Here is a 16,497-nt window from a genome sequence, read left to right as displayed (position 1 = left end):
ATGACGGATTGGACGGAGACAGAGCTGGCTGCATTGCGCCGGGCCTATGCCAGCGGCACGACGCGGGTCAGCTATGATGGAAAATCCGTCGACTATGGCTCAGCCGAGGATCTGCTGGGCCGCATCCGCACCATCGAGCGGGCCATCGCGGGGACGACCCGACCTCTGCCGGTCGCCGGGCTGGCGGGCTTCTCGCGCGGGGATCGCTGATGTCGGCCAACTGGTTCGATCACGCTATCGCGACGATCGCGCCTCGGGCTGCCGCCCGTCGCGTGCTGGCGCGACAGGCATTCGAGACCCTGACGCGCGGCTATGACGGTGCGTCAAAAGGGCGGCGCACGGACGGTTGGCGCGCGTCGGGATCCTCGGCGGACACCGAAATCGGCGTGGCAGGGGCGCTGCTGCGCGACCGGATGCGCGATCTCGTCCGCAACAACCCGCATGCAGCCAAGGCCGTGGCGGTGCTGGTGAACAACATCGTCGGTTCGGGCATCATGCCCCGTGCAGCCAGCGGCGATGACAAGCTCGACCGTAAGGTGGACGCGTTGTTCGCTCGCTGGACGGCGGAGTGCGATGCCGATGGCCAGCTCGACTTCTACGGGCTGCAGACGCTGATCTGCCGCGAAATGATCGAAGCGGGCGAGGTGTTGATCCGTCGCAGGCTCCGGAGGGCCAGCGACGGTTTGCCAGTGCCGCTGCAATTGCAGGTGCTGGAGGCCGACTTCCTCGACGCCACCAAGTCCAGTTACACGGGCGCGGGCCGCATCGTGCAGGGCATCGAGTTCGACCCGGTCGGCAAACGCCGGGCCTACTGGCTGCATGCCGCGCATCCCGGCGATGCCTGGGGTGCGCTGCAGGGCGGGCTTGGATCGCGACCGGTCCCCGCGACCGAGATCGCCCATGTCTACGAAAAACAGCGCACACAGGCGCGCGGTGTTCCCTGGGGCGCACCGGTGATCCGCAGCTTGCGTGACCTCGACGATTACGAGGTGGCGGAACTCGTCCGCAAGAAGACTGAAGCCTGCGTCACAGCCATCGTCTTCGGCGAGGACGAGGCCCAGCAGGGCATCGCGCCCGCCGTGGTCGATGCCGACGGCAACCGGGTCGAGCAGTTCGAGCCGGGGCTCATCGCCTATGCGCGCGGCGGCAAGGATATCCGCTTCAACCAGCCCGCCGCCACCGGCGGCTATAGCGAATACAAGCGCGCCAGCCTCCACACGATCTCGGCCGGGTTCCGCGTGCCCTATGAGTTGCTGACCGGGGACCTCAGCCAGGTCAACTATTCCTCGATCCGGGCGGGGCTCGTGGAATTCCGGCGCATGATCGACGCCGTGCAGTGGCAGCTCTTCATTCCGATGCTCTGTGCGCCGGTGTGGCGCTGGTTCACGGAAGCCGCATGGGCGGCGGGGCAGATCCCGACACCGGACGTGCCGGTGGAATGGTCGCCGCCGAAGTTCGACGCGGTCGATCCCTACAAGGATGCGATGGCCGACCTGCTGGCGATCCGGACAGGCACGATGACGCTGGCGCAGGCCATTGCCCGGCAGGGCCACAACCCGGACGCGGTCCTCGCGGAAATCGCTGCGACTAACGCCAAGCTCGATGGTCTCGGCCTCGTGCTCGACAGCGACCCGCGCCGCGTCACCAAGACCGGCAGCGCGCAGACGGGCGGCCCGACCAGTGACCCGGCCGCCCCCGCATCCGAACCAGAGAAGGAATAGGGCCATGCCCGATACGATCATCGCGGCCCCGGTCGCCCTGCCAATGCAGCTTCGGCGCGCACCCATCCTGCCCGCGACCGTCAATTCCGAGGCGCGCTCGGTCGACGTGGTCTTCACCACCGGCGCGGCCGTCCGGCGGCGGCGCTGGACCGGCTGGGACACCTCCGTCCCCTTCGACGAGATCCTCGAGGTGAGCGACAGAGCCGTGGACCTGACGCGCCTCAACGCCGGGGCCCCGGCACTCGACAGCCATTCGGTCTGGTCCTCGCATTCGCAGGTGGGCGTGGTCGAACGCGCCTGGATCGAGGGCAAGGAAGGCAAGGCCACCATTCGCTTTCCCCGCGAGGGGCTCGACCAGGCCGCCGACCGGATGTTCGGCCTGATCAGCGACGGCATCATCCGGAACGTCTCGGTCGGCTATTCCATCGAAAGGGTGAAGGTGGTCGAGCCCGTCGCGAAGGGCGAGGTCGAGCAACGCATCGTAGAGCGCTGGACCCCGCTGGAGGTCAGCTTCGTGACCGTTCCCGCCGATCCCCGCGCACAGGTCCGCGCGGCTGACCAAGCCAGCTATCCCGTCGAGATCGTCGACACCCGCATGCAAAAGGAGGCATCCATGCCTGAGAGCACGACCACCGTGGCCGGGGATGTCCCCGTCAGCACCGAGACCCGCCAGCCGCCCGTCGCGGCCCCGGCGAACCCCGAACCGACCGGCTCGCGCATGCCGGATGGGCCAGCCACGCCCGACAGCGAGGCCATCGCCTCCCGTGCCCGCGAAGCGGAGCGTGATCGGGTGTCCACGATCTACGATCTGACGGGCCGCCTGAACCTCGAGCGCAGCTTCGCCGAGGACCTAGTCAAGCGCGGTGTCAGCGTGGACGAGTCCCGCCGCCTGATCCTCGATCAGGTTGCCACGAAATCCGACGAGATACGGACCTTCCCGCATGTCTCGGTCCCCCTCGGCGGTAGGGACGAGCGCATCACCCGCCGCGACGCGGTCGCGAACGCGCTGCTGCACCGCTACAGCCCGACGCTGTTTCCGCTGGAAGATGTAGCGCGCCAGTATCGCGGAATGACCCTGCTGGAACTGGCCCGCGAAAGCCTCGGCAATGCTGGGGTGAACACGCGTGGTCTGTCGCGCGACGAAGTGGCGACGCGAGCCCTGCATTCCACCTCGGACTTCCCCGAGATTCTGTCTGCCGTCACCAACAAGACCCTGCGCCAAGCCTATGACGCCTATCCGCGGACCTTCGCGCTCTTCTGCCGTCAGGTGCTGGCCACTGACTTCAAGTCCATGCACCGCGTCCAACTGGGTGAAGCCCCGCAACTGCTGGAGGTAGGCGAAAGCGGCGAGTTCAAGCGCGGGACGCTGGGCGAGAGCAAGGAGAGCTACAAGGTCAAGACCTATGGCCGGGTCGTCGCCATCACCCGGCAGGTGCTGATCAACGACGATCTCGATGCCTTCACGCGCATCCCGGCGATGTATGGCAACTCCATCGCCCAGCTGGAAAGCGACGTGGTCTGGGGCATCATCACCTCGAACCCGGCGATGGCCGATGGCAACGCGCTCTTCCACACCACGCACAAGAACCTGGCAGGCACCGGTGCGGCGCTGGATGTGGCGAGTGTCGGCGCGGCCCGCGCTGCGATGGCGTTGCAGACGGGCCTCGACAAGAAGACGGTGCTGAACATCCGGCCCGCCTTCCTGATCGTCCCGGCAGCCCTGGAACTGAAGGCCGAACAGCTGGTCGCGCAGAACCTTGTCCCCACCGACAGCGCCAAGGTGGTGCCGCAGTCGATCCGGACGCTTTCGCCGATCAGCGAGCCGCGCCTCGACGCCGCCAGCGCCACCTCCTGGTATCTGGCAGCCTCGCCCAACCAGATCGACACCATCGAGTACGCCTATCTCGAGGGCCAGCAGGGTGCCTACATCGAGACCCGCAACGGCTTCGATGTCGACGGCGTCGAGATCAAGTGCCGCCTCGACTTCGGCGCCAAGGCCATCGACTGGCGCGGCCTCTACAAGAACCCCGGCGCGTAACCAGCGCGCCGAAATGCTGAACCCCGACATGCGGGCGGTCCTGATGGGCCGCCCTTCGTCTTTCCACGAGGATCCTCCCCATGAAAACCTACGTCCAGCCCGGCAATACCATCACCTTGACCGCACCCTATGCCGTCGCCTCTGGCGATGGCCTGCTTGTCGGTGCCATCTTCGGCGTTGCAACCGGAACCGTCGCCATCAGCGAGCCCGTCGAAACCGCGCTCACCGGCGTATTCGATCTCACCAAGGTCGGCTCCCAGGCTTGGACCGTCGGTGCTAAGGTCTATTGGGACAACACCAGCAAGCGCTGCACTACGGTCGCGACCGACAACACCCTCATCGGCGTGGCTACCGATGCCGTGGCGAGCGGCGCGGGCGACACCGTCGGCCGGGTGCGGCTGAACGGCGCCTTCTGATGAGCGCCTTTGCCGCCGCCTTGGGTGCGCTCTTTGCCGATCCCAACATCGGCCGGGACGCGGTCTACATCACCGACGGCGGCGCGCCCGTGCTGGTGCGCGTCGTCGCCCGGCGTGCCGATGCCATCACAGACTACGGCGATGCGCGGCTCTGGTCCGAGACCACCCGGATCGACCTGTGCGTCGCCGAGGTGCCAGCCCCACGCCCGGGCGACCGCATCGAGATCGAGGGCGAGGCGTTCCTCATCCAGGGCGAACCGGTCCGCGACCGCGAGCGGCTGGTCTGGACCGTAGATCTGCGCCCGACGTGACTGCGATGAAGCTCAAGCTCGACATTGATCCCGACATCGTCGCGATGATGGCGGCCGAGGTGGCGGCTGGCGAGCGGGCCGTGTCGGCCGCAATCCGCGAGGCCGGGACCGGGCTCAAGGCGGCGTGGCGCACGCAGATCACCGGCGCGGGGCTCGGGCCACGCCTTGCTCGCACCATCCGGTCGGAGCAGTTCCCGAAGGCCACGCCCAGCCTCAACGCGGCGGCCGTGATCTGGTCCAACGCCCCGGTCATCGTCGGCGCCCACGACACCGGCCCGCTGATCCGCTCGAAGAACGGCTTCTGGCTGGCGATCCCGACCGCTGCCGCTGGAAAGTCCGCCCGTGGCGGTCGGATCAGCCCTGGCGAGTGGGAACGCCGCACGGGGTTGCGCCTGCGGTTCATCTATCGCCGCAGAGGCCCGAGCCTGATGGTAGCCGAGGGGCGGCTGAACACGAAGGGCCGCGCCGTAGCGTCACGGTCGAAAACCGGCCGGGGCCTCGTGACCGCGCCGATCTTCCTGCTGGTGCCGCAGGTCAAGTTGCCTAAGCGCCTCGACCTCGCGCGGGATGCAGAGCGGGCGCATGACGCGTTGCCGGGGCTGATCGTGGCGAACTGGGTCGGCGAATTGGGAGTTCGTTAGATACTAGAGCGATCAGCGGTGATCAGGCAGGATGGGTGCGGCCCGCCCAGCCAGTTTCTTCCATTCCTGGTTGTCTATCAATGTCGACCTGTAGATCTTCAAATTGGAACAGCCGTCGATCGACTTCAGGGTCTTCTTAACAGACTCGGAAAGCGCATTCGCCAACCAAGGGCCCAAAGTGACACGCCTTACATGGCTCAAGCTGATTGGCACGTCATGAAATGGCTTTGAATTGTGCGGGTCTACGTGGACGACGCGGTACTCTGCTTCATCGCCATAGGGCCACCTTTTCAGGAAGGGAAGCTGCTCGACATCGATGTCAGCCATCTTTTTCGCCTCCTTTAAAAGGGTGTAATTCATAGTGCCATGCCGAGTGCCTGGATCTTGGTTGAATGCTTCCAGAAGTCCTTCCTTGTCGAACTCGATGCACACGCCGTCTGAGCCGTGAGAAAAAACCCGCCAGTGGTGGTAGGTTTCGTGGCTTTCTGCGAAGCAGAGAGCCAAGACAGAAGCAGCATTCGTGCGCCGCTTGTACTCTGACATGAAGAACGCGTCATTCCTGTCATCCCAAGTTGACGGGTCAAGAAGCGTGATCTTTCGTTGCTGCAGAAGATGGATGGCAGCGGCCAAGTTCGTGTAGCGCCGAAATGTCGTGCTTGTCATTTTCTCGGGCGCCCTCGTCAAAACCCCGCAAATCAGATGCATTAAGCGCAGCATCGCAGTGAAGGTAAAGCATATCCTCAGTGGCTGTGCTCGTGGATAGGACGAATGCCGACCCCCCGCGAAATCATCCTCGCAGCGCTGCACGCGCGGCTTTTGGCGCTGCCTGCCACCGCCCTGCGCGGTGAGGTGCTGCCCGAGCGCGTGCCAGCCGGGGGCCTGCTGATCCTGCGCGACGGCGAGCCGGGGGAGCCCGAGGTCACACTCTCGCCGCTGCGCTATCACTACCAGCACCGGGCCGAGATCGAGGCGGTCGTGCAAGGGGCCACCCGTGACGCCGCGTTTGACACCCTTTGCGCTCATGTCGGTGCGGTGATTGCCGCCGACCGCACACTGGGCGGGCTCTGCGACTGGATTGAGGCGATGGCGCCGCGCCCGGTCGATCTGCCGGTGGCAGGTGCCGCCAGCCTGAAGGCGGCGGTGATCCCGGTCGTATTGCATTACTCCACAGCCGATCCGCTCGCCTGATCAGTTCGCATTCAGCCCGAAGGGTGCCCGCGTATGCAGGCGCGATTTCCAGCTGTTCTCTCGGGCGATCACCTCCTCCGCGGGCAGGTCCGGTGCGAGCCGTTCAAGGATTGTGAACCGAAAGCTCCGCGCGTCCCTCTCTCGAAGTTCGCGGTTGCCGCCGTGTCCGTCGCGCGCGTAGGTCAACCAGCGGCCGAGCAGGTTGTCCCGACCGTAGGCCGAGCCAACATAGGATCTTCCATCCCGCTCGTCGAAGATGAGATAGATGCCGCGCCACTCCGACAGACGGGCACGCCAGCTCTTAGGTAGCACTGCAAGCTGCGCGACGTTCAGATCGATCTCGTGCCAATCCGGCGGGGGGGAGGAGAAGGCGCTTTCTTCAAGAATGGCGCGAACCGGAAAGTTGTTGCGGTCCACGAGACGGAACCAGGAGCGTTCCGGCGGTGGGAATTCGATGACCAGCTTTCCCCGCCAGTTTGCATATGCCTCCAAAGGCTCAAAGGAGAACTGCCGAACGGTCCCGACCTCCGCTGCATATTGCTCAGTGAAGCCTTCATAACCAAAACCGCGCAGGGACTGGTTTTCAGGAATGGTCCAGAAACCATTGAGGTCGACGTCGCGGCTTTCGCCAATGCGGTACAGGCCCACGAAATGTGCCGTGCCAGGGCGAAGGCCTAGGAAGCTGGCCATGTAGTGGGCGCGGCGGAGCGCCGTCTCTGGTCGCCCGGGAACCGACTGGTAGGTCTCGAAGAGCTCAGGGCGTTCACTGATGAGCCACGGCATGACTCTGGCGAGCTGCGGCTCAAACGGGCGATGTCGAATGAGTACGACGTTGTCCCTCAAATCGGGATCGATGCCAGCAATCCGCAAAATGTCTTTGAAATCCATGGCCCCGCTTTCCGATCCTGGCTCGCGCCCAAGCCTAACGGGACCAATTCGCTGAAACAACGCGGCTTTCCAACCGCTCATATCTAGGGAGACCTCCATGGCACGTGCGCAAGGCGCGCGGGCGCAGATGGCGCTTGCGTTCGAGACCACCTATGGCACTCCGCCCGCGAGCGGGTTCACGAAGATGCCGTTCGCCAGCACCACGCTGGGATCGGAGCAGCCGCTCCTGAACAGCGAACTCCTGGGATATGGCCGCGACCCGCTGGCACCCATCAAGGATGCGGTGACAGCCGACGGCAACGTGGTCGTCCCGATCGATGCCGCGGCCTTTGGCTTCTGGCTGAAGGCGGCCTTCGGGTCGCCCGTGACGACGGGCGCGGCGCCGGGCCCCTTCACGCATGAGTTCCGCTCCGGTGCCTGGTCCTTGCCGTCGATGTCCATCGAGACCGGCATGCCGGAGGTGCCGCGTTATGCGATGTACTCGGGCTGCGTCCTCGACAGCCTGAGTTGGCAGATGCAGCGATCCGGCCTGCTGACCGCGACCGCGAGCCTCGTGGCGCAGGGCGAGGCCATCGCGAGCACCTCCGCCGCGGGCGCACTGGCCGATCTCCACCTCCAGCGCTTCGGGCATTTCAACGGGGCGATCACGCGCAACGGCCAGCCGCTCGGCAACATCATCTCGGCCGAGATCACCTATGCCAACAACCTTGACCGGGTGGAGACCATTCGCTCCGACGGCCGCATCGACGGGGCGGATCCCTCCATTGCGGCGCTGACCGGCAAGATCGAGGTGCGCTTCGCCGATCAGGTGCTGGTGAACCAGGCCATCGCGGGCGATCCCTGCGCGCTGACCTTCGCCTACGTGCTGCCCTCGGGCGAGAGCGTCAGCTTTACGGCACATGCCGTCTACCTCCCACGCCCCCGGATCGAAATCCCCGGGCCGCAGGGCATCCAGGCCACCTTCGACTGGCAGGCCGCGCGCGACGCCACCTTGGGCAGGATGTGCACCGCCACGCTCGTCAACGACGTTGAGGAATACTGATCATGCTGCGCCTGAACCTCGCCCGTGAAGCTGAATGGCTCGACCTTGCGCTGGGCGTGCGCGTGAAGGTCGAACCCCTGACCACCGCCATCATGGTCGCGGCACGTACCGACCCGGCCGTCCGCGCCATCGCTCTTGGCACGCCCGATGACAGCATCGCGGTGATCTTTGCCAAAGCTATCGCTGCGCGCGCCATCGTCGATTGGGAGGGTGTCGGTGATGAGGACGGCGCCCCGATCCCGGTCAGCCCCGAGGCCATCGACGCGCTTCTCGATCTTTGGCCTATCTTCGAGAAGTTCCAGACGGCTTACGTCGCCAAGGGTCTGGAGCTCGAGGCAGAAAAAAACGTCTCGCCGCCCTCGCCGACTGGGTCTTCGGTGGGGGCGACGGATACTGCCAAGCCTGTGAAGGGCGCTGCCCGAACTGCCCACAAATCCTGAACGCGCCCCTAAGCCATGAGGGCTGGCAGGTCTGGGATCTGGCGCAGCGCATGGGTGGCCAGATCCGCGCGGTCCCGGGTGCTGCCCTTGGCTGGGACATGACCGCCGCACTGGCCATGGCCTCTGCCATGGGCATTTCCCCGCGCGCCGTCGTCGAGCTGCTGCCGGTGATCGAGGCGGTGATGGTCCGCCGCGTCAACGAGCAGATCGCAGCGAACCGCGACTGACCTAATTCCAACTGGAGCCCCGAACCCATGGCTGAGAAACGCGTCTCCGTCCGGCTTGCCGCCGTGGGCGGCCGCCAGGTCCGCGCGGAACTGGAAGGCATCGGCGAGGCCGGATCCCGTGGTTTCGGGCGGCTATCCTCCGAGATGGAACTGGCGAACACCCGCCTCGCCAGTTTCGCCCGACGTGCCGGGATCGCGCTGGCGGCCGTCACGGCTGCTGCTGCGGCGGCCGGGGTGGCGATGGTCCGCTCGGGGCTCGCCAACATCGACGCGCAGGCCAAGCTTGCACAATCGATGCGCACGACGGTCGAAAGCATCCAGACCCTGACCTGGGCCGGGGAACTGGCGGGCGTCTCGATGGGCGAGATCGAGCAGGCGACCAAGAAGCTGACCACGCGCCTGTCCGAGGCCGCCAGCGGCTCGGGCACTGCCGTGGGCGCGCTCCGGCGGCTGAACCTTACGGCGGCGGAACTGCAGGCCCTGCCGCTCGACCAGCGTATCGTCGCCATTCAGGACGCCTTGGCCCGCTATGTTCCCGAGGCGGAACGTGCGGCCGTGGCCTCCGACCTCTTCGGTGACCGGGCGGCGCTCGCCTTCCTGCGCATCGACAGCGCCACCTTGCGTGATGCCGCGCGCGACGTGCAGGATTTCGGGGTGGCGGTAAGTGCTGCGGATGCGGCGCAGATCGAACGGACGGGCGACGCCATCGCGCGGCTCAGCCTGATCTGGACCGGCCTCGTGAACCGCCTGACCGTGGCCGTTGCCCCGGCGCTGGAGATTGTCGCGACCAGGCTTGCCGACATGGCGCGGGCTACGGGGCCCATCGGGCAGGCGATCACGGCGCTTTTCGACAACCTCGGGCGGTTGGCCACCTATGCCGCCACCTTCGCCGCCGCCATGGCCGGGCGCTGGGTGGCGGGACTGGCCGTTGCCGCCCTGTCGGTACGGGGGCTGGCGACGTCGCTGGTCTTCCTGCGCGGGGCGCTGATCCGCACTGGCATCGGGGCACTGATCGTCGGCGCCGGGGAACTGGTCTACCAGTTCTCGCAGCTCGTCGCCCGGGTCGGCGGTGTGGGCGAGGCCTTCCGCCTCCTCGGCGATCTTGCCCGCGAGGTCTGGTCACGCATGGGTCTGGCCCTCGATTCCGCGCTGGCCCGCATGACGGCGGGATGGGAGGGGCTGAAGGCGGCGGGTCTCTCGGCGCTGGAAGGCACTATCGCAGGCGTGATCAGCTTCGGCGACCGGACCGCGGCGATCTTCCAGGGCGCCTATGATGCGGCCGTGGCGATCTGGGGCAGCCTGCCCGGGGCCATTGGTGACTTCGCCTTCCAGGCTGCGAACGGGCTCATCTCCGGCGTCGAGGCGATGCTGAACGCAGTGGTGACGCGCATCAACCGCTTCATCGAAGGGCTGAACGGGGCGCTGGCACTCCTGCCGGACTGGGCGGTGGGCGAAGGCGGCGTGCGGATCGGCACGCTTGATGCTCTGGAACTCGGCCGGATCGGCAATCCTTTCGAAGGGGCGGCAACGGCGGCGGGCACGGCAGCGGCGGAAGCCTTCTCGACGGCGCTGGCCGGAACCTATCTCACCGCACCCGATCTCGGTCTTGGTGCCATGGCCGAGGAGGCCCGCACGGCGGCCGCGGGCTACCGCGAGGCGGCGGGGATGCTGGCCGATGCCGCAGGCCGACCGCTTGCCAGCTGGCAGGCGCTGAAGGATGCGGTGACCGGGGCGGGCAGCGAGGGCGAGGACGCGCTGGGCCGTGCCGCGGACGCGGCCGATGCGCTGGCGGAGGGCTTTGACGAAGCCGGTCGGGCGGCCGGGGGCGCGGGGGCTGCAGCGAAGAAGGCCGCGGAAGAGGCGGCCGCAGGATGGGCTCAGGTCACGCAGAGCTTGGCCGAGTATGCCAAGGGCGCGATGGACTGGGGCAAGGGTCTCGGCGAGACGCTGGTCTCGGCCTTCACCTCGGCCGAGAGCGCCTTCCGCAAGTTTGTCACCACCGGCAAGTTCGACTTCAAGGGGCTGATCTCGTCGATCCTTGCCGATCTCGCAACACTCGCCTTCAAGAACTCGGTGCTCGGCCCCCTCGCGAATTGGCTCTCCAAGGGGCTCGGCGGCATCTTCGCCCCCGTGAAGCATGCGGGTGGTATGGTCGGCGCCCCCAGTCCCGGCCGCATGGTGCCCGCCCTTGCCTTTGCGGGTGCGCCCCGGATGCATTCCGGCGGCTGGGCTGGGCTTCGTCCCGACGAAGTGCCGGCGATCCTGCAGCGGGGGGAGCGGGTCCTGTCGCGCGCCGAGGTCGCGGCCGGGATGGGCGGGGGCGGTGCGGCTGGCGTCACAATCAGCATCGATGCCCGTGGCGCTCAGGCGGGCGTGGCCGAACAGATCGACGCGAAGCTGCGTGCGGCCATCCCGGAGATCGCGCGCCTTGCCAAGGCCAGCGTTGCCGACGGGCGGCGGCGCGGCCATGCCCTTTGATGAAAGCCGATCCTCATGCCTGACGCGATCCTCGAACTGCCGCTGACGCTGGTGCAATCGCTGGAGCGCCGCCTCGTCACGGCCACGGCCGTCGCAGCCTCGCCCTTCACCGGGAGCGAGGAGGTACAGGACTGGGGCGGGGAATGGTGGGATTACGGGATCGAGATGGCGCGCTCCACCGGGCGCGATGGTCGTCGCCTCTCCGCCTTCCTTGCCGCCCTCGGCGGCCCGCGCGGGCGGTTCCTCTTCCGCGACCCGACGATCCGGCAACCGGGAAGCCTGCTCGCACCCCAGGTGGCGGGTGGGTTCCAGACCGGCAGCCAGCTCGTCACTGCCGGCTGGCCACCGTTCTCGACGCCGCTCTTCGCTGGGGACTTCTTTTCGCTCGGGACGGATGCCCAGACGCGGCTGCATCAGCTGACGGCTGATGTGGAGACGGATGAGGCAGGCGCGGCCACGATTGCCTTCGTCCCACGGCTTAGAACTGCACCCATCGATGGCACCCCGTTGGAAGTATCGTCCCCGGCCGTCGTGCTGCGTCTGGCCGCCCCTGTTCCGACCCGGATCGGCCGGGCCGAGAGCTTCCTCTTCACCCTGGCCGCCCGGGAGGCGCTATGAGTCGCGATCTGCCCCCCGACTTCGCCGCGGCCCTGGCCGAGCGCGATCTCCGCCCGGTGATCTTCTTCGAAGGCGCCTTCGCCTCCGGCCCTGTCCGCCTCTGGTCAGGCCTCGGCGAGATCGACTGGGCCGGGGAGAGCTGGTCGGGCGCGGGTGCGCTTCTCGGCCTCGGCTCCATCGAGGAAACCTCCGAGGTGGTCGCGGGCGGCACCTCGGTCTCGCTCTCCGGCATTCCGCCCAGTCTCGTGCAGATGGCCATCGCGGAAGCACGGCAGGGTCTGCCCGGGCGGGTCTGGCTCGGGCTTCTGACGCCGGAGGGGGCGATCATCGCCGATCCGGTCTTGGCCTTCGCCGGGCGCCTCGATGTGCCGGAGATCACCGATGATGCGGAGACCTGCCGGATCACCATCAGCTACGAGTCCCGCCTGATCGACCTCAACACGCCCCGCAGCTGGCGCTACACCCATGAAAGCCAGCAGGCGCTCCATCCCGGCGATCTTGGCTTCGAATATGTCTCGGCCATCCAGGACCGGGAAGTGACCTGGGGGCGCGGATGACGGAGGTGGAAGAAACTGCGGTGGTCGTCACGGCCGCCGTCGTGAACCAGACCACCCGCCGACCCGGATGGGAACGCATCCTCGCCGAGGCTATCGAGGCCGCGCACGACCGTCCGTTCCGCTGGGGCCGCCACGATTGCGCGACCTTCGCCTTCGACCTGCGCCGTGCGATTGCGGGCGGTCATGAAGTGACCGCACTCTGGCGCGGACGCTACACGACAGCGCGCGGGGCGGTGCGCGTGATGCGCCGCCTTGGCTGGACCTCGCTCGAGGCCGCGGGCCGCGATCTTCTGGGCGAACCCTTGGCTTCGGTCCATCTCGCCCAGCGGGGCGATCTGGTGCTGGCCGATACCGGCCTCGGCTTCGGCGTCTGCCTCGGCGCCCGCGCTGCGGGGATCGCACCCTCCGGCCTTGTCCTGGTGCCGATCTCCGCCTGCGCGCTGGCCTGGCGCGTCTGAAACGACCACCGGACGCGCCTCTCTGGCACCCTCTCTTCCGACCGAAAGCCCGCTCCGATGCCCTTCATCGTCTCTGCCGTCACGGCGATTGCCGGGGCGATCTCTGGCGTGCTGGCTGCGGGCGGCATCGGCGCGGCATTGGTGCGGCTGGGTGGCACGCTCCTTCTCTCCTACGCCTCCCAGGCCTTGATGCCGAAACCCAAGGTCGCACTGCAGGCCCGCACGGTCACCGTGCGCGAGCCGGTGGTGCCACGCGACATGGTCTATGGAAGGGCGCGGAAGGGCGGCGTCATCACCTTCCTGCATGCCTCGGGGGCGAAGGACCAGTATCTGCATCTGGTGATCGTTCTGGCCGCGCATCGCGTCAAATCCATCGGGGCGATCTGGTTCGATGGCGAGATGGCCGTCGGCGCGGGCGGCACCGTGCAGGGGCGCTGGGCGGGCAAGATCACGGTCGAGAAGCGCCTCGGGGCCGAGGACCAGGCGGCCTTTGCCAGCCTGATGGCCAATGTGCCGACCAAATGGACCGCGGCGCATCGCCTCGCGGGCTGCGCCGCACTCTATCTGCGACTGACCTATGATGCCGATGCCTTCCCGGGCGGCATTCCCAACATCACCGTCGATCTCGAGGGCAAGAACGACATCCTCGATCCCCGGACGGGATTGCGCGGCTATTCGGAGAACCCCGCCCTCTGCCTTGCGGACTATCTCGCCCATCCGGCCTTCGGCATCGGGGCCGGGATCGGCGCTGCCGACGGGATCGAGGTCGAGAGCCTGATCGAGGCCGCGAACATCTGCGACGAGATGGTGCCCCTGGCATCCGGCGGATCGGAGCGGCGCTACAGCTGCAACGGCGTCGTGTCGCTGGCGGAAAGCCCGAAGACCATCATCGAGGGGCTGTTGTCCGCGATGGCCGGTCGCGTCGCCGTGCAGGGCGGCAACTGGCGCATCCATGCCGGGGCATATCGTTTGCCCGAGGTCACGCTGACGGCTGACGACGTGCGCGCGGGCGGCCTGGTGCTCGCCACCCGCGTCAGCCAGTCGGCGAACTTCAACGGCGTGCGCGGCCAGTTCGTCAGCCCGGAGAACGACTGGCAACCGGACGACTTTCCGGCCTATGCGAGCGAGGTCTATCTCGCCGAAGATGGCGGCGAGCGGAAATGGCGCGATCTGCCCTTGCCCTTCACCATCTCCGCCGCGATGGCGCAGCGGCTGGCCAAGATCGAACTTGAGCGCGCCCGGCGCCAGATGACCGTTAAGCTCTCGGGCAAGCTTGCCGCCTGGCGGGCCGGAGTGGGCGAGACGGTGATGCTCTCCTATGCCCGCTGGGGCTTCGCGGCAAAGCCTTTCGAGGTTCAGGGGGTGAGCCTCGATCTGACCGCCTCCGGCGACGGCGCACTGCTTCTGCCGGAACTGGTCCTGCGGGAGACATCGCCCCTCGTCTATGACTGGTCTGCCTCGGAAGAGGCGATCTATGCCGCGGCGCCACGCACGACCCTGCCGGGGCCTGCCGATGTGCCCGCGCCCGGCACCCCGCATCTGGCGGAAGAGATGTACGAGACCCGGGGCGGGACCGGCGTCAGGACGCTGATCCGGGTCACTTGGGTCGAGGCGCCCTCGGACTTCGTGCGGGACTATCAGATCCGGGCCCGGCGGGTTCTGGACAAGGACGGCAATGCCACCGGCGAAGACTGGATCACGCTCGGCCGCACAGACCAGACCTCCTGGGAAATCCGCGACGTCAAACCCGGCCGCTGGGAGGTGGCGGTCAAGTCGCTGTCGGTGATCGGGGTGTCATCGCCCTACGTCAGCGCCGAGATAGAGATCCTCGGGCTTACCGCCCCGCCTGCCGCGCTGGAAAGTCTGACGATCCAGACCGCAGGCGGGCTCGCCATCCTGAAGTGGCTCCCCTCTGCCGATCTCGATGTGCGGATCGGCGGGCGGATCGTGATCCGGCATTCCGCCGCCCTGACCGCGACCTGGGCCACCTCGACCAGCATGGACGAGGTGGCGGGATCCGATGCCGTGGCCCTCGTGCCCTTGAAACCCGGCACCTATCTGGTCCGGGCCCGCGACAACTCCGGCAATCTCGGCCCCGTCGCCAGTGTCGTGACCAAGGGCGCGCAGGTCCTGCCCTTCGCACCGGTGATGAGCCTCACCGCCGAACCGGGCTGGATCGGCGAGAAGGTCAATGTCGCGGTCGAGGGTGGGGCGATGAAGCTTGTCGATATCGGCAGCGAGGGCCGGTTCACCTTCCCGGCGGGGATGGACTTCGGGGCGCTTCGCCGCGTGCGGCTGCGCTCGGAGATCGACGTGGCGGCGCTGAAGCTCGGCGGGCTGATCGATGACCGGACCGCGCTGATCGACAGCTGGCTCGATGTCGATGACACCGATGGCGCCGAGATCGACGTCATCGTCGAGGCCCGCAGCACCGATGATGATCCGGCTGGCACGCCCCTCTGGTCGGACTGGTCCCGGCTCGACAGTTCCGAAGACGAGGTGCGCGCGGTCGAGCTGCGCGCCCGGCTGATCTCCGAGAGCCCTGATTACAACGTCCTTCTCCTGAGGCTCCGCATCCATGCGGAAGAGGTATCCTGATGGTCGATTACAACCTTGCCAACCAGTCCGGGGCGCAGTTCCGCGCCGAGCTGAACCTGATCCTGGCCGCCCTTCAGTCCTGCGCCTTCGGGGCGACCGCACCCACGACAACCACGGCGGGGCAACTCTGGGTCGATGCCTCTGGGGCAAGCCCAGTCCTGAAGATCCGCAATGCCCTGAACAGCGGCTGGATCCTCGTCGGCACTCTGGCCGCGGGCGGGTTCGAACTTGCGGGCACGTCCGAGGCAGGCCGCGCGCTCATCGCCGCCGCCACGGTCGCGGCGCAGCGCACGGCCCTCGGGCTGGGCAACGGGGCGACGCTGAACGTCGCCAGCCTCGCCGAGGCGCAGGCGGGCGCCGACAATGCCACGCTGATGACGCCCTTGCGGGTGGCGCAGGCCATCGCGGCGCTGGTGGCGGAGGTCTCGAACCTCTCTGCCGACGCCATGGCACCCACTATCGCCGGTGACACGGTGGTCCTGAAGCATTGCTCGGGCGGCGGCAGCGACACCTTGGGTCTGTCGAAAAACGGCAACGGGACCGTCTATACGACCCTGTTTGGCGAGACGGCTCTCACGGCCACACGGACTTGTGCCCTCCGCGTAGCTTTTGACCAGGCCCGCAGCGGCGATGCAAATACCCAGAGGGCCGCGGTCCTTCGCGACGGGGTCGTCTTGCAGGAATGGACGACAAGCCTTGCGACCTGGACGGCCCGCAGTCTTGATGTGACCCTTGCCGCGGGACAGACCCTCTGCATCCGCCTTGGCGCGACCGGTCGCACCGGTGGTGGCAGCGAAGGCACCACCTACACAAGCGAATCTCTCATCCGCAACGTCCGCTATCTCGCGGACCAGCGCTCCTTGATCGGGATCTGAC

At 67.3% G+C, this 16,497-nt stretch carries 18 protein-coding genes; 16 read left to right on the top strand and 2 right to left on the bottom strand.

The annotated features are described in order from the left end of the window. The 6 genes from C0V75_RS00410 to C0V75_RS00385 all read left to right on the top strand — a co-directional run bounded on the left by C0V75_RS00410 (position 1) and on the right by C0V75_RS00385 (position 5,127). Complete coding sequence (locus tag C0V75_RS00410) at positions 1-210, top strand: phage head-tail joining protein (protein WP_071167294.1); 210 nt, start codon at positions 1-3, stop codon at positions 208-210. Then, positions 210-1,721: a phage portal protein gene (locus tag C0V75_RS00405; protein ID WP_101918936.1), complete on the top strand. Its 1,512-nt coding sequence runs from the start codon at positions 210-212 to the stop codon at positions 1,719-1,721. The genes C0V75_RS00410 and C0V75_RS00405 overlap by 1 nt, the downstream gene beginning before the upstream one ends. Before the next feature lie 4 nt (positions 1,722-1,725). Further along, positions 1,726-3,759 carry a prohead protease/major capsid protein fusion protein gene (locus C0V75_RS00400; RefSeq protein WP_254216335.1) on the top strand — a complete coding sequence of 678 codons (2,034 nt, stop codon included), beginning with the start codon at positions 1,726-1,728 and terminating at the stop codon, positions 3,757-3,759. Between the two features lie 80 nt (positions 3,760-3,839). Then, on the top strand, positions 3,840-4,175 hold the full coding sequence (locus C0V75_RS00395; RefSeq protein WP_101918935.1) for a DUF2190 family protein: 336 nt from the start codon (positions 3,840-3,842) through the stop codon (positions 4,173-4,175). Then, positions 4,175-4,486 carry a hypothetical protein gene (locus tag C0V75_RS00390; protein WP_101918934.1) on the top strand — a complete coding sequence of 104 codons (312 nt, stop codon included), beginning with the start codon at positions 4,175-4,177 and terminating at the stop codon, positions 4,484-4,486. Before C0V75_RS00395 ends, C0V75_RS00390 begins: the two co-directional genes overlap by 1 nt. 5 nt (positions 4,487-4,491) lie before the next feature. Continuing rightward, positions 4,492-5,127, top strand: a complete 636-nt coding sequence (locus C0V75_RS00385) for a DUF6441 family protein (RefSeq protein ID WP_101918933.1) — start codon at positions 4,492-4,494, stop codon at positions 5,125-5,127. A gap of 12 nt (positions 5,128-5,139) precedes the next feature. Here the strand turns inward: C0V75_RS00385 and C0V75_RS00380 are convergent, their stop codons facing one another. After that, positions 5,140-5,757, bottom strand: a complete 618-nt coding sequence (locus tag C0V75_RS00380) for a DUF2971 domain-containing protein (RefSeq protein WP_143710362.1) — start codon at positions 5,755-5,757, stop codon at positions 5,140-5,142. 138 nt (positions 5,758-5,895) lie between these two features. Between C0V75_RS00380 and C0V75_RS00375 the strand changes: the two genes are divergently transcribed. Then, positions 5,896-6,315, top strand: a complete 420-nt coding sequence (locus C0V75_RS00375) for an acyl-CoA transferase (RefSeq protein ID WP_101918931.1) — start codon at positions 5,896-5,898, stop codon at positions 6,313-6,315. Here the strand turns inward: C0V75_RS00375 and C0V75_RS00370 are convergent, their stop codons facing one another. Next, entirely contained in the window at positions 6,316-7,203 is an 888-nt protein-coding gene (locus C0V75_RS00370; protein ID WP_158241751.1) for a GIY-YIG nuclease family protein, read from the bottom strand. Between the two features lie 97 nt (positions 7,204-7,300). On the opposite strand from C0V75_RS00370, the gene C0V75_RS00365 reads away from it, so the two are divergent. The 9 genes from C0V75_RS00365 to C0V75_RS23220 are packed head-to-tail and all read left to right on the top strand — an operon-like array spanning position 7,301 to position 16,496. Beyond that, entirely contained in the window at positions 7,301-8,245 is a 945-nt protein-coding gene (locus C0V75_RS00365) for a phage tail tube protein (protein WP_101918929.1), read from the top strand. A 2-nt stretch (positions 8,246-8,247) separates the two neighbouring features. Then, positions 8,248-8,685: a hypothetical protein gene (locus C0V75_RS00360; protein WP_101918928.1), complete on the top strand. Its 438-nt coding sequence runs from the start codon at positions 8,248-8,250 to the stop codon at positions 8,683-8,685. 50 nt (positions 8,686-8,735) lie between these two features. Then, positions 8,736-8,912 (top strand): hypothetical protein, encoded by a 177-nt coding sequence (locus tag C0V75_RS23120; protein WP_173861022.1) that lies wholly within the window; start codon positions 8,736-8,738, stop codon positions 8,910-8,912. A 27-nt stretch (positions 8,913-8,939) separates the two neighbouring features. Beyond that, on the top strand, positions 8,940-11,390 hold the full coding sequence (locus C0V75_RS00355; protein WP_101918927.1) for a phage tail tape measure C-terminal domain-containing protein: 2,451 nt from the start codon (positions 8,940-8,942) through the stop codon (positions 11,388-11,390). A gap of 15 nt (positions 11,391-11,405) precedes the next feature. Next, positions 11,406-12,008, top strand: coding sequence for a hypothetical protein (locus C0V75_RS00350; RefSeq protein ID WP_254216334.1), 603 nt, complete (start codon positions 11,406-11,408; stop codon positions 12,006-12,008). Further along, positions 12,005-12,565, top strand: a complete 561-nt coding sequence (locus C0V75_RS00345; RefSeq protein ID WP_101918926.1) for a hypothetical protein — start codon at positions 12,005-12,007, stop codon at positions 12,563-12,565. Before C0V75_RS00350 ends, C0V75_RS00345 begins: the two co-directional genes overlap by 4 nt. Then, entirely contained in the window at positions 12,562-13,023 is a 462-nt protein-coding gene (locus C0V75_RS00340) for a hypothetical protein (protein ID WP_254216333.1), read from the top strand. Before C0V75_RS00345 ends, C0V75_RS00340 begins: the two co-directional genes overlap by 4 nt. Before the next feature lie 57 nt (positions 13,024-13,080). Then, the gene (locus C0V75_RS00335; RefSeq protein WP_101918925.1) at positions 13,081-15,621 is read left to right on the top strand and encodes a phage tail protein; all 2,541 of its coding nucleotides are present in this window, start codon (positions 13,081-13,083) and stop codon (positions 15,619-15,621) included. After that, positions 15,621-16,496: a hypothetical protein gene (locus C0V75_RS23220; RefSeq protein WP_216821382.1), complete on the top strand. Its 876-nt coding sequence runs from the start codon at positions 15,621-15,623 to the stop codon at positions 16,494-16,496. Before C0V75_RS00335 ends, C0V75_RS23220 begins: the two co-directional genes overlap by 1 nt. The last annotated feature ends 1 nt before the right edge of the window (position 16,497 follow it).

The organism is Tabrizicola sp. TH137 (assembly GCF_002855575.1).
Classification (GTDB): domain Bacteria; phylum Pseudomonadota; class Alphaproteobacteria; order Rhodobacterales; family Rhodobacteraceae; genus Paragemmobacter.
The sequence above is the reverse complement of the archived record's forward strand: the minus strand, read 5'-3'. Positions and strand labels throughout refer to the sequence as shown.

Bases quoted from the DNA above. Each gene is read 5' to 3' on its own strand.
- C0V75_RS00410 (WP_071167294.1), top strand. From the start codon at position 1: ATGACGGATTGGACGGAGACAGAGCTGGCTGCATTGCGCCGGGCCTAT.
- C0V75_RS00405 (WP_101918936.1), top strand. From the start codon at position 210: ATGTCGGCCAACTGGTTCGATCACGCTATCGCGACGATCGCGCCTCGG.
- C0V75_RS00400 (WP_254216335.1), top strand. From the start codon at position 1,726: ATGCCCGATACGATCATCGCGGCCCCGGTCGCCCTGCCAATGCAGCTT.
- C0V75_RS00395 (WP_101918935.1), top strand. From the start codon at position 3,840: ATGAAAACCTACGTCCAGCCCGGCAATACCATCACCTTGACCGCACCC.
- C0V75_RS00390 (WP_101918934.1), top strand. From the start codon at position 4,175: ATGAGCGCCTTTGCCGCCGCCTTGGGTGCGCTCTTTGCCGATCCCAAC.
- C0V75_RS00385 (WP_101918933.1), top strand. From the start codon at position 4,492: ATGAAGCTCAAGCTCGACATTGATCCCGACATCGTCGCGATGATGGCG.
- C0V75_RS00375 (WP_101918931.1), top strand. From the start codon at position 5,896: ATGCCGACCCCCCGCGAAATCATCCTCGCAGCGCTGCACGCGCGGCTT.
- C0V75_RS00370 (WP_158241751.1), bottom strand. From the start codon at position 7,203: ATGGATTTCAAAGACATTTTGCGGATTGCTGGCATCGATCCCGATTTG.
- C0V75_RS00365 (WP_101918929.1), top strand. From the start codon at position 7,301: ATGGCACGTGCGCAAGGCGCGCGGGCGCAGATGGCGCTTGCGTTCGAG.
- C0V75_RS00360 (WP_101918928.1), top strand. From the start codon at position 8,248: ATGCTGCGCCTGAACCTCGCCCGTGAAGCTGAATGGCTCGACCTTGCG.
- C0V75_RS23120 (WP_173861022.1), top strand. From the start codon at position 8,736: ATGGGTGGCCAGATCCGCGCGGTCCCGGGTGCTGCCCTTGGCTGGGAC.
- C0V75_RS00355 (WP_101918927.1), top strand. From the start codon at position 8,940: ATGGCTGAGAAACGCGTCTCCGTCCGGCTTGCCGCCGTGGGCGGCCGC.
- C0V75_RS00350 (WP_254216334.1), top strand. From the start codon at position 11,406: ATGCCTGACGCGATCCTCGAACTGCCGCTGACGCTGGTGCAATCGCTG.
- C0V75_RS00345 (WP_101918926.1), top strand. From the start codon at position 12,005: ATGAGTCGCGATCTGCCCCCCGACTTCGCCGCGGCCCTGGCCGAGCGC.
- C0V75_RS00340 (WP_254216333.1), top strand. From the start codon at position 12,562: ATGACGGAGGTGGAAGAAACTGCGGTGGTCGTCACGGCCGCCGTCGTG.
- C0V75_RS00335 (WP_101918925.1), top strand. From the start codon at position 13,081: ATGCCCTTCATCGTCTCTGCCGTCACGGCGATTGCCGGGGCGATCTCT.
- C0V75_RS23220 (WP_216821382.1), top strand. From the start codon at position 15,621: ATGGTCGATTACAACCTTGCCAACCAGTCCGGGGCGCAGTTCCGCGCC.